At 47.4% G+C, this 12401-nt stretch carries 12 protein-coding genes and 1 tRNA gene; all 13 read left to right on the top strand.

The annotated features are described in order from the left end of the window. The coding region (tuf, locus tag AB1552_08690; GenBank protein MEW6053848.1) for an elongation factor Tu at positions 1-136 on the top strand (136 nt) is incomplete at its 5' end. Between the two features lie 5 nt (positions 137-141). After that, entirely contained in the window at positions 142-294 is a 153-nt protein-coding gene (rpmG, locus tag AB1552_08685; protein ID MEW6053847.1) for a 50S ribosomal protein L33, read from the top strand. Then, positions 293-369 (top strand) — tRNA-Trp (locus AB1552_08680). The genes rpmG and AB1552_08680 overlap by 2 nt, the downstream gene beginning before the upstream one ends. A gap of 52 nt (positions 370-421) precedes the next feature. Next, a complete protein-coding gene (gene secE / locus AB1552_08675) occupies positions 422-607 on the top strand; it encodes a preprotein translocase subunit SecE (protein ID MEW6053846.1) in 186 nt (61 codons plus the stop codon). A 3-nt stretch (positions 608-610) separates the two neighbouring features. Then, positions 611-1135: a transcription termination/antitermination protein NusG gene (nusG, locus tag AB1552_08670; GenBank protein MEW6053845.1), complete on the top strand. Its 525-nt coding sequence runs from the start codon at positions 611-613 to the stop codon at positions 1133-1135. Between the two features lie 117 nt (positions 1136-1252). Next, positions 1253-1684 carry a 50S ribosomal protein L11 gene (rplK, locus tag AB1552_08665; protein MEW6053844.1) on the top strand — a complete coding sequence of 144 codons (432 nt, stop codon included), beginning with the start codon at positions 1253-1255 and terminating at the stop codon, positions 1682-1684. A gap of 11 nt (positions 1685-1695) precedes the next feature. Then, on the top strand, positions 1696-2388 hold the full coding sequence (gene rplA / locus AB1552_08660; protein ID MEW6053843.1) for a 50S ribosomal protein L1: 693 nt from the start codon (positions 1696-1698) through the stop codon (positions 2386-2388). A 28-nt stretch (positions 2389-2416) separates the two neighbouring features. Further along, positions 2417-2905 (top strand): 50S ribosomal protein L10, encoded by a 489-nt coding sequence (rplJ, locus tag AB1552_08655; GenBank protein ID MEW6053842.1) that lies wholly within the window; start codon positions 2417-2419, stop codon positions 2903-2905. Between the two features lie 62 nt (positions 2906-2967). Then, entirely contained in the window at positions 2968-3357 is a 390-nt protein-coding gene (gene rplL, locus AB1552_08650) for a 50S ribosomal protein L7/L12 (protein MEW6053841.1), read from the top strand. A 13-nt stretch (positions 3358-3370) separates the two neighbouring features. Further along, positions 3371-7303 carry a DNA-directed RNA polymerase subunit beta gene (gene rpoB, locus AB1552_08645; protein MEW6053840.1) on the top strand — a complete coding sequence of 1311 codons (3933 nt, stop codon included), beginning with the start codon at positions 3371-3373 and terminating at the stop codon, positions 7301-7303. 1 nt (position 7304) lies between these two features. Further along, positions 7305-11420: a DNA-directed RNA polymerase subunit beta' gene (rpoC, locus tag AB1552_08640; GenBank protein ID MEW6053839.1), complete on the top strand. Its 4116-nt coding sequence runs from the start codon at positions 7305-7307 to the stop codon at positions 11418-11420. Positions 11421-11428: 8 nt separating this feature from the next. Further along, positions 11429-11947 carry a Mut7-C RNAse domain-containing protein gene (locus AB1552_08635; GenBank protein MEW6053838.1) on the top strand — a complete coding sequence of 173 codons (519 nt, stop codon included), beginning with the start codon at positions 11429-11431 and terminating at the stop codon, positions 11945-11947. 71 nt (positions 11948-12018) lie between these two features. Continuing rightward, positions 12019-12222 (top strand): zinc ribbon domain-containing protein, encoded by a 204-nt coding sequence (locus AB1552_08630; GenBank protein ID MEW6053837.1) that lies wholly within the window; start codon positions 12019-12021, stop codon positions 12220-12222. Positions 12223-12401 lie beyond the last annotated feature (179 nt).

Here is a 12401-nt window from a genome sequence, read left to right as displayed (position 1 = left end):
GGTGATGCCCGGGGACAATGTCACCCTTGAGGTGGAGCTGATTGCCCCCATCGCGATGGAAAAGGAACTGAGGTTCGCCATCCGTGAGGGGGGAAGGACTGTCGGGGCCGGTGTGGTAACCGAGGTACTGGGGTAACAATTATGAGAGATATCATTCTTTTTCAATGCACTGAATGTAAAAACAGAAATTATTCTAGTATGAAGAATAAAAAGAATACTACAGAGAAGCTTCAGCTGAAAAAATACTGTAGGAATTGCAGGAGGCATACTGTTCACAAAGAGACAAAAGCATAGGCCAGTAGCTCTAACGGCTAGAGCATCGGACTCCAAATCCGAGGGCTGGGGGTTCGAATCCCTCCTGGCCTGCCATTTTTACAGCATAATTCCTGCTGTAAATTCTAACGATTTAGGATAAAATACTATGTTAAACAAACTGAAGGAATTTTTCCGTGAGGTAAAGGTTGAGATCAGGAAAGTCGTTTTCCCCACAAGGGAAGAACTTATCGGATCTACTTGGGTTGTCATCATAACGGTCATCATGATTTCATTATTTCTGGGAGTCGTAGATCTCAGCCTGACAAAACTGGTTGGGATGGCGCTGAGATAAGCTATGGGGAAAAAATGGTATGTAGTACACACGTATTCCGGCTTCGAAGAGAAGGTGAAACTCTCTATAGAAGAAAAAATAGACAAGCAGAACCTGCAAGACAGGATCGAACGGATCCTCATTCCTACAGAGCGGGTCATTGAGCTGAAAGGCGGGAAAAAGAAGGAAAGCGACAAAAAATTCTATCCCGGATATATTCTTGTCGAAATGGATCTGGACGACTATACCTGGCACATCATCCGTAGCACTCCGCGTGTAACGGGTTTTGTAGGCGGTGCAAGTCCTGTTGCGCTTTCCGAAGAAGAAGTATCAGTAATTATTCAGCAATTGGAGAAGGGGCCTGTGCCGCAGGTCAAAACCCAGTTCCAGAAGGGGGAGAGTGTCAGGATCATCGACGGTCCTTTCACGAATTTTGTCGGCAGCGTCGAGGATGTGGATCTGGATCACGGCAGGCTTTGTGTGATGGTCAGCATTTTTGGCAGACTGACACCTGTTGAGCTTAATTTTTTCCAGGTTGAGAAGTCCTGAACAGAAAGTAATTCGAAATTCCATACTCGAAATCCTCAACAGCGTTGAGTTTGGAATGCCGGATGCAGTGAGGATTTAGAGTAGAGAATTTAGGTTTCTTAGAAATTAGGGGGTTATATGGCGAAGAAAAAAGAGGTAATTGCCCAGGTCAAGCTTCAGATACCGGCAGGGAAAGCAAATCCTGCACCACCTGTCGGTCCTGCGCTCGGTCCGCACGGTGTCAATATCATGGAATTCTGCAAGGCATTCAATGCCCAGACCCAGGCGCTTGGAGATACCATCATCCCTGTTGTGCTTACCGTTTATGCTGACAGGTCGTTCTCGTTCATCACGAAGACACCTCCAGCCTCGGAACTTCTGAAAAAGGCGGCCGGGATCATTAAGGGATCAAGCACTCCAAACAAGGAGAAGGTCGGCAAGGTCACCGCAGCGCAGATCACAGAGATCGCGCAGAAAAAACTTCCGGATCTGAACGCATATGCGATCGAAAAGGCAGAAAACATCATAAGAGGCACAGCAAGAAGCATGGGCCTGGAAATCACTGAATAGAAGAGGTTGAAATGGGTAAGAAGCTATCGGCAGTATTGGAAAAGGTTGAAGCACAGAAGGAATATCCTCTCGAGGATGCTCTGAAAGTCATCAAGGAATCTGCCTATGCAAAGTTTGACGAAACAATTGATCTGGCTGTCAACCTTGGTGTTGATCCGAGAAAATCCGAACAGATGGTGAGAGGCACGGTTGTCCTCCCCCACGGCATTGGCAAAAAAGTCAGGGTTCTCGTTTTTGCAAAGGGGGAAAAGGAAAAGGAGGCCATGGACGCAGGTGCGGATTTTGTCGGAGCAGAAGATCTTGTGGAAAAGATCAGCAAGGGATGGCTTGATTTTGATAAGTCCGTTGCAACTCCTGACATAATGGGCGTTGTGGGAAAACTGGGAAAAATACTCGGCCCCCGGGGTTTGATGCCAAACCCGAAACTGGGCACGGTAACCTTCGACATAGCCCGTACGGTAAAAGAGATTAAAGCAGGAAAAGTCGAATACAAAACAGAAAAAGCCGGAATAGTGCATGTGCCGATCGGCAAGATCTCATTTGATACCGAGAAGCTCATTGATAATGCAAAGGCAGTGGTCAGTTCCATCATTAAGGCAAAACCGGCGACAAGCAAAGGCAAATATCTTAGAAAGGTCTCCATATCTTCAACTATGGGGCCGGGGTTGGCTATCGATATAGCTTCCCTGGGGAAGGGGGTATAAACTGAACAGGACAGAAAAAGAACAGGTTGTGAAGGAACTTAATGACGGGTTCAGCAAAGCAAAGGCGTTGATATTTACTGATTACAGGGGCTTAACCGTTGCCGAGCTTTCAGAACTGAGAGGTCTTTTGAGAGAAGGCAATTTTGAATACAGGGTTGTCAAGAATACCATGGCAAAGCTTGCTTCCGAGGGAACGCCTGTCTTCAATGCAAGGGATTCTTTCAGCGGTCCTGTAGGAATAGCCATCAGCTACGATGACCCTGTTCTGCCGGTCAAGAAGATACTTGAGTTTGCAAAAAAGAATGATAAGCTCAAAGTCGGCGTCGGTCTCATTGAGGGGTCGGTCTGTGCAGCTGCTGACCTGAAAGCTGTTGCTGATCTGCCGCCAAAGAATGTGCTGCTTTCGATAATTGCCGGCAGTTTCAATGCACCTGCAGGCAAACTGGCGTATGCACTGAATGCAACATTAAGCAAATTCGTGTATGTACTTGAAGCGATAAAAAACAAGAAAAGTTAAGCGGTTAGGATGAAAGGTTCCCGGAACTCACATCCCGCGCAAAGAAAAAGGAGGATATAGAAATGGCTGTTACAAAAGAAGAAGTTTTTGAGTATATCGATAACATGACGATCCTCGAGATGTCAAAGTTTATCAAAGAATTCGAGGACAGATATGGGGTCACTGCCGCAGCACCTGTAGCTATGGCTGCGATGCCGGGAGCACCGGCAGCAGGAGCTGCTGCACCTGAAGCTGAGGAAAAGACAAGTTTTGATGTAATTCTTTCTGCTGCAGGCGAGAAGAAGATCCAGGTAATCAAGGTGGTAAGAGAGCTTACCGCTCTGGGGCTGAAGGAAGCAAAGGATCTTGTTGATGGAGCTCCGAAACCTGTGAAGACCGGTGTTTCGAAAGAGGAGGCTGATTCGATAAAAGCAAAACTCGAGGAACAGGGTGCAACAGTAGAAATAAAATAATTTAAGGAGACATATGACAAGGGTTCTTAGAAAGAGACTAAATTTTGGAAAAGTTCCTCAATTCTTAGAAATCCCGAACCTGATAGAGATACAGAAAAAATCGTATGAGAAATTCTTGCAGAAGGATGTCCCTGCAGACAAAAGAGAAGAAACCGGATTGCTGTCTGCTTTTTTCAGCGTATTCCCGATAGTAGATTACAACGAAACTGCCTCTATAGAGTTCTTAGGTTACACGATGAGTGACCCGAAATTCGGGGTACGGGACTGTCTGCAGAAAGGGATAACATACGCGTCACCTCTGAAAATCAAAGTTAAGCTTAACCTCTGGGAAATAGAACCAAAGGGCAGCAAAAGCTTAAAAGAATCGAGGGAAGAAGACGTTTACATCGGCGAGATGCCGTTAATGACCGAAACCGGCACCTTTATTATCAATGGGACTGAAAGGGTCGTGGTAAGCCAGCTTCATCGTTCGCCGGGTGTTTTTTTCAGTCATGACAAAGGAAAGACGCACGCCAGCGGAAGACTGCTCTATTCCGCAAGGGTAATTCCTTCCAGAGGGTCATGGCTTGATTTCGAATTTGATACGAAGGATATCCTCTATGTAAGAATTGACAGAAGGAGAAAACTTCCCGCGACAATAGTGCTCAAGGCACTTGGATACACAAATGAGGATCTCTTAAAGATCTTCTATCCTATAGAAACAATTACAATCAAAGGGAACAAATTCACCCGTGCTATCAGCGAAGTACTTATAGGACTGAAATCTTTAATGAATATCACTGCCTCCGACACAAAAGAACCTATTGTGAAAGAGGGAAGCAAGATCACCAGAAGCGCGATAAAAAAGATGGAGGCGGCCGGGATCAAGACGATACCCATCTCAAAGGAAGAAATTGTCGGAAGAATCACTCTGAAGGACATTATTGATCCATCGACAGGAGAAGTGGTCCTTGAGGGCAATGAAGCTATTTCAGAGGACGCCTTTAATAAAATCATATCCATGAAAATCGATTCTCTTGATCTGCTTTTCATCGATAATGTCCATTATCTGCCTTCTCTCAGGGATACTCTCTTAACCGACAAGGTAAGCACTCAGGAAGAAGCGCTTCTTGAAATTTATAAGAAACTCAGGCCTGGCGAGCCGCCAACAATAACAGCGGCGAAGGATCTCTTCAACGGGCTCTTCTTTGATCCGAAGAGGTACGATCTGTCTCCCGTCGGCCGCCTGAAACTCAACAAGAGACTGCACATCGATATCCCCCTTGAAACGAGGGTCCTCACAGATAACGATATTGTAGAGATAGTGCGATATCTCTTCAATCTCAGAACCGGCAAAGGAGATGTTGACGATATAGATCATCTCGGCAACAGGAGGGTCAGAAGAGTCGGTGAACTGCTTGAAAACCAGTTCAGAATCGGACTCGTAAGAATGGAGAGAACGATAAAGGAAAAAATGACTCTGACAGAGCTTGAGACCGCTATGCCGCATGATCTGATAAATGCCAAACCGGTCATGGCTGCACTGAAGGAGTTTTTTGGCTCCAGCCAGCTCAGCCAGTTCATGGATCAGACTAACCCTCTCTCCGAAATTACTCATAAGAGGAGGCTCTCTGCTCTCGGCCCGGGTGGTCTGACACGTGAGAGGGCTGGGTTCGAGGTAAGAGATGTCCATCCGACACACTATGGGAGAATATGCCCTATAGAAACCCCTGAAGGGCCGAACATCGGCCTCATCACTTCCCTCGCTTCCTACGCGAGAGTGAACGACTTCGGGTTTATTGAGGTTCCCTACAGGAAAGTCGTGAACGGAAAGGTCACAAAGACGATAGATTACCTCTCCGCAATCGATGGTGAGAAATATATTATTGCAGAAGCGACCTCGCCGATGGATGACAAGGGAAATCTGACCGGTGAGACGGTCTCTGCAAGAGTCGGCGGAGATTTCAGGATGGTAGCGCCCCATGAAGTACAGTATATGGATGTTTCTCCAAAACAGATTGTCGGCGTCTCTGCATCCCTTATCCCTTTTCTTGAAAATGACGATGCCAACAGGGCATTAATGGGCTCTAACATGCAGAGGCAGGCTGTCCCGCTATTGCAGACAGATTCCCCGATCGTAGGCACAGGCATGGAACATGTCGCTGCCAGGGATTCAGGGGCGCTCGTGCTTGCAAGGCGGGGGGGCGTTGTGGAAAGCGTGGATGCCTCAAGGATTGTTGTAAGGACAACCGAAAACAAAGGCGGTGTCGACATTTACAACCTAGTGAAATTCCAGCGTTCCAATCAGGCGACATGCATAAACCAGAAAGCGGTTGTTGATGTGGGCAACATTGTCCATCCGGGGGATATCCTTGCTGACGGATCATGTACGGACGCGGGAGAACTGGCCCTCGGGAAGAACGTGCTCGTAGCCTTCATGCCATGGGGAGGATATAACTTTGAAGATGCAATCCTCATCAGCGAGCGGCTTGTGAAAGAAGATGTGTTTACGTCCGCGCACATTGAGGAATTCAGCATCGAAGCAAGAGAAACAAAGCTCGGCCCCGAAGAAATCACCCGTGATATCCCGAATGTCGGGGAAGAAGCGCTCAGAAATCTTGATGAAAGCGGAATTATCAGAATAGGGGCAGAGGTAAATCCCGGAGACATCCTTGTTGGCAAGGTGACTCCCAAGGGGGAAACTCAGCTTACTCCCGAAGAAAAACTCCTGAGGGCAATTTTCGGCGAGAAGGCGGAAGAAGTGAAAGAAAGCTGCCTTTACGTGCCTCCGGGAATCGAGGGAACGGTCGTTGACGTCAGGATCTTTTCACGGAAAGGCACAAAGAAGGACGAGAGGGCAAAACGCATAGAAGAGGAAGACATCCAGAGATTGCAGCGTGACCTTGAGGAAGAAGTGAGAATCATCAAGGAAGAAAAATACAGAAAATTGCGAGGGCTTTTCGCCGGACAGACAATGTCAGAGGACCTCAAGGATTATAAGACAAAAGAGCTTATTTGCCATAAGGGGAAAAAGCTTACGGAAAAACATCTGGAAAGGGTAAAGGACGAACATCTTTCCCGGATAAAAGTTGAAGACAGTGGTTTCCGCGAAAAAATGGACTCCATCAATCAGGAAGTAACGCATTATATTCGCTACTTGGAGTCACGATATAACGAAATGATAGACCGGGTCAAAAAAGGGGATGAACTGCCGCCCGGCGTAAATAAGGTCGTGAAAGTGTATATCGCCATGAAACGCAAGATACAGATTGGCGATAAAATGGCAGGCCGTCACGGAAACAAAGGTGTAGTTGCCATGGTACTTCCTGAGGAAGATATGCCATATCTTCCCGATGGCACCACTGTCGATTTAGTGCTCAATCCGCTTGGCGTCCCTTCGAGAATGAATGTGGGCCAGGTGCTCGAAACACATCTGGGCTGGGCAGCGAACGCGCTCGGCCTTCGGGTCGCAACTCCTGTTTTCGAGGGAGCAAAGGAATCGGAGATAAAAGATCTCCTGAAAAAATCAGAACTTCCGACTACTGGCCAGATAACGCTCTGTGATGGAAAAACAGGACAGCCATTTGATAAACCTGTAACTGTCGGTTACATGTACATGATGAAGCTGCACCACCTTGTAGATGATAAAATACATGCTCGATCTATCGGGCCGTACTCATTGGTTACCCAACAGCCTCTCGGCGGGAAAGCACAGTTCGGGGGACAGAGACTCGGAGAAATGGAAGTATGGGCACTCGAGGCATATGGGGCTTCGCATACCCTCCAGGAGTTCCTGACAGTGAAAAGTGATGATGTTACCGGTAGGGCTCGTATGTACGAAGCAATTGTTAAAGGTGATGCAACCCTTGAGCCAGGGGTACCGGAATCTTTCCATGTATTAATCAAAGAGCTCCAGAGCCTTGGACTTGATGTTGAGCTTCTGGAGAAAAAGAGCAAGGGGGAGTAGTTTGACAGAAGACATATATGCAATTTTTCAGAGGCCGAAAGACCCGACCGATTTTGAAGCAGTAAGGATACGGCTTGCCTCACCGGAAAAGATCAGGGAATGGTCGTACGGTGAGGTGAAAAAGCCGGAGACGATAAACTACCGTACGTTTAAACCGGAAAGGGACGGTTTGTTTTGTGCAAAGATATTCGGTCCGATCAAGGACTGGGAATGCATATGCGGCAAATACAAGAGGATGAAGCACAGGGGTGTGGTGTGTGATAAGTGCGGGGTTGAGGTCATCCAGTCCAAGGTAAGGCGTGAACGGTTAGGGCATATTGAACTCGCAACCCCGGTTGCTCACATTTGGTTCCTGAAAGGTCTGCCGAGCAGAATCGGCACGCTGCTTGACATGACCATGCGACAGCTCGAAAAGGTTCTTTACTTTGAGAGCTATGCTGTCATTGACCCCGGGGACACTCCTCTTAAGGAAAAAGATCTTCTGACAGAAGAAGACTATAAGAAAAGGGTTACCGAGTATGGTACAAGATTCAAGGCAGGAATGGGTGCCGAAGCGATCAGGGAACTGCTGAGAAGAATAGACCTTGAAATCCTGTACACAGATTTGAAAACCAAAATAAGCGAAGCAGTATCCCTGGGGATAAAGAAAAAGATCACAAAACGGCTTAAGGTCGTAGATGCCTTCAGAAAATCCGGCAATAAGCCTGAATGGATGATAATGGACGTGATCCCGGTGTTGCCGCCTGATCTCAGGCCATTGGTGCCACTGGAAGGGGGACGTTTTGCCACTTCTGATCTGAATGACCTTTACAGAAGGGTTATCAACAGGAATAACAGACTGAAGAGGCTCATGGAGCTAAAGGCCCCGAGTGTAATCATAAAGAATGAAAAACGCATGCTCCAGGAAGCTGTTGACGCACTGTTTGATAATGGAAGAAGAAGCAGGGTCTTAAAAACCACCACAAAGAGGCCGCTCAAATCCCTGAGCGACATGATCAAGGGGAAACAGGGCCGGTTCAGGCAGAATCTCCTGGGAAAACGTGTTGACTATTCCGGAAGATCTGTTATTGTAGTGGGGCCCGAACTCAAGCTTCATCAGTGCGGCCTGCCCAAAAGGATGGCACTGGAGCTGTTCAAACCCTTTATCTTCAACAAGCTCGAGGAAAAAGGGCATGCAACGACAATAAAAGCAGCCAAGAAGCTGGTCGAAAAAGAAAACCCTGAGGTATGGGACGCACTTGAAGAGGTAATTAATGAGCATCCCGTGCTCCTGAACCGCGCACCAACCCTGCACAGGCTTGGTATCCAGGCATTCGACCCTATCCTTGTTGAGGGCAAAGCCATTAAGCTCCATCCTTTGGTATGCACTGCGTTCAATGCTGACTTTGACGGAGACCAGATGGCAGTGCATGTCCCGCTCTCGATTGAGGCACAGCTTGAGGCAAGGGTTCTCATGATGTCAGTAAACAACGTTCTTTCGCCTGCAAACGGAAAACCGATCGTTGTGCCGACCCAGGATATGGTTCTCGGTATTTATTACCTCATGAAGGAGAGAAAAGGTGCAAAAGGTGAAGGCAAGGCATTTGCTGATCCCGAAGATGTGAGGATAGCATATGACGCCGGCATCATCGACGAACATGCACAACTCAAGGTGAGGATGGATGGCACCTTCGTCGAAACGACGACCGGAAGGATTCTCTTCAAGGAAATTCTGCCTGAAGATGTCCCGTTTGCAATGATCAACAAGGACATGACGAAAAAGGAACTCGGGAAACTCATCGAACATATCTATAAGAAAGCCGGAAAAAGGGGGACTGTCGTATTCCTTGATAATCTTGAGCAGCTCGGGTTTAAATATGCAACGAAATCAGGGGTTTCGATCTCTATGGCAGACATGCATATACCGACAAAAAAAGCTGACCTCATCAGGAATGCCGAGCAGGAGGTCATCGAGGTACAAAAACAATACGCAGACGGCCTTATCACGCACGGCGAACGTTACAATAAGGTTATCGATATCTGGGCGAATGTTACGGAAAAAGTTGCTGACGAAATGATGAAGGAACTGGGGGCAGAAGACGGCAAACCGCTCTCAGAAGAAGAACTCAAAGAACGGAGGTCCTTTAACAGCATCTTTATGATGGCTGATTCAGGCGCAAGAGGAAGTACCGCACAGATAAGGCAGCTTGCCGGAATGAGGGGACTGATGGCGAAACCTTCGGGGGAGATTATCGAGACCCCGATTACGGCAAACTTCAGGGAAGGGCTGACCCCCCTTCAGTATTTTATCTCCACACACGGCGCACGAAAAGGTCTGGCCGACACAGCCCTGAAAACAGCAAATTCGGGGTATCTTACCAGAAGGCTTGTTGATGTTGCCCAGGACGTCATCATCGCCGAGGATGACTGCGGCACGACTGACGGTATCATAGTCACGTCCCTGGTAGAGGGTGGCGAGATCATCCAGCCTCTGGAGGAAAGAATTCTGGGCAGAATAGCAGTAGAAGACATCAAAGATCCGATAACGAAAGAACTGATCATAAAAAGAAATCAGGAAATCGATGAGGAACTCACGCAGAAAATAATTGAAGCGGGTATTGACAGGGTAAAAATAAGGTCTGTGCTAACCTGTCAGTCCAAGTTCGGCGTCTGTACAAAATGCTATGGAAGAGATCTTGGAAGAGGTGAACCCATAGAAAAAGGTGAATCAGTCGGCATTATTGCAGCACAGTCGATTGGAGAGCCAGGCACCCAGCTTACCATGAGGACGTTTCATATCGGTGGTGCAGCGTCAAAAGTCGTCGAACAGACAATACTCGAGGCAAAAAATTCGGGTACAATCAAATTTATCAATATCAGCACTGTAAAAAACCGTGAGGGGCTTCTTGTGGTAATGAACAGAAACGGCAGCATTGCCATTGTTGATTCAAAAGGCCGTGAAAGGGAGAAATACTCGGTTGTCTATGGTGCGAAACTGATGGTTACAAACGGTCAGAAGGTAGATATAGGGCAGAAACTCGTCGAATGGGACCCTTACTCGATGCCGATACTGACGGAACTCGGCGGCAGGATAGCCCATGGAGATATTATCGAGGGGGTTACCGTAAAAGAAGAGGTGGATGAGGTAACAGGACTGTCGCATAAGGTGATCATCGACTATCCTGCGAATATGAGACCAAGGATATCCATTAAGGATGAAAACGGAAGGGTAACCCTCAAAATTCCGGGGACCAATGCCCTTGCAAGATACCTCCTTCCGGCTGGTGCACATATACTCGTTGACAGGAATGACATGGTGTCTCCCGGTGACATTTTAGCCAAAATACCGAGGGAAACGACAAAGACCAAGGATATTACCGGTGGTCTCCCGAGGGTTGCAGAACTTTTTGAGGCCAGACGTCCGAAAGAACAGGCGATGGTTACCGAGATTGATGGTATGGTGGAATTCAGGGGGGCACACAAGGGCATGCGCGTCGTTGTGGTCAGAGGCGGAGATGAGACAAGAGAATACCTTATCCCAAAAGGAAAACATGTAAACGTGCACGAGGGAGATTGGGTCAGGGCCGGCGAGCCGTTAATGGACGGAGCCGTCAACCCCCACAATATCCTCGATATCCTTGGACCACAGGAGCTGCAGAGATATCTCGTCGATGAAGTACAGAAGGTTTACAGGCTCCAGGGTGTCACGATAAATGACAAACATATCGAAGTAATCGTCAGACAGATGATGAAAAAGGTAAGGATAGAAGATCCCGGGGATACAAACTTCCTTATCAGCGAACAGGTAGACAGAAGACTCTTCCAGGAAGAGAACAAGGAAGTCAAAGCCAGAGGCGGCAAACCAGCTCAGGGCAAGCCGTTACTTCTCGGTATCACAAAGGCTTCATTGACCACGGACAGTTTCGTATCAGCTGCCTCGTTTCAGGAAACAACAAGAGTCCTGACAGAGGGCGCAATAAGCGGTGCAGTTGATGAACTGCGGGGACTCAAGGAAAACGTCATCATGGGGAGGATAATCCCTGCCGGAACCGGTATGCCGCGATACAGAAATACATTCGTGAAAAGAGAATTTCATCCTTCACTGCCCGAACCGGAAGTTGAAGAATCGAATAACTGAGAAATGTAATGGTCAGGCGTAATGAGGTCAGCATATCTCTTGCGCCTGACAGAAATCCTCCGGAAATACGATTCATAGCCGACGCAATGCTCGGCAGACTTGCGCGATGGTTGAGGTTCCTCGGCTATGACACGTGTTACCAAGCAGGAATCAGCGACAGCCAACTCTTAAGAATCGCCAGGGAAGAGAATAGGTGCATCCTCACACGAGATACACGACTGGTTAAAAGGAAAGCGGTTGGCAGACATCTGCTGATCTCGGAAAATGACTCTTATTCGCAGCTTCTTGAAGTAATACACGGTCTCAAACTTGCCACGTGCTGCCTGTTCAGCAGGTGTATAAAGTGCAATGGATGTCTGACAGGAATCACAGACAAGTCGGAGATAAAAGATTCTGTGCCGGAATTTGTGTATCTGAATACCGATGCCTTTCTCAGGTGTCACGATTGTGGGAGGGTTTACTGGGAAGGTTCGCATCCGAAACATTTTCAGGTACAAATGAGGAACATTATCCGGCCGACCTCTTGACTTTCCGGTATCTGATATGTAAAATAACTAAATAAACTAAAAAATATAATTTTAGGGGGGAATCTCGTATTATGCCGATATACGAATACGAATGCAAGACATGCCGCGAAAATTTTGCGCTTCTCCAGTGGAAAAGCGAAGAGGAAGCCGAAACTGCTTGTCCCAAGTGTGGTGCAAGAGACGTCAGAAAAATAGTCTCTCCCTTCAGTTGTTCATCAACTGATCCGGGATCGTCGTCCGGCGGTTCCTATTCAGGATTCAGCGGTGGTGGCTGAAGGCCTTCCTTCTGCTAAACCGTCGGTTTAGCCTGATAAAGAAAAAACATAAAATCAAAAAGTTACATAATGGCACAGTGTGCGACGTGGCAAAAAAGGAATGCTATGCCCTATTTTCTTATCTTTTGCGAGCAAGATGATAGCGTATAACTTACAGTCGGCAGCATAGGGAAAAGGGA

This window comes from Nitrospirota bacterium (assembly GCA_040754395.1).
In the GTDB taxonomy this organism is placed as follows: domain Bacteria; phylum Nitrospirota; class Thermodesulfovibrionia; order Thermodesulfovibrionales; family SM23-35; genus JBFMCL01.
The sequence above is the reverse complement of the archived record's forward strand: the minus strand, read 5'-3'. Positions and strand labels throughout refer to the sequence as shown.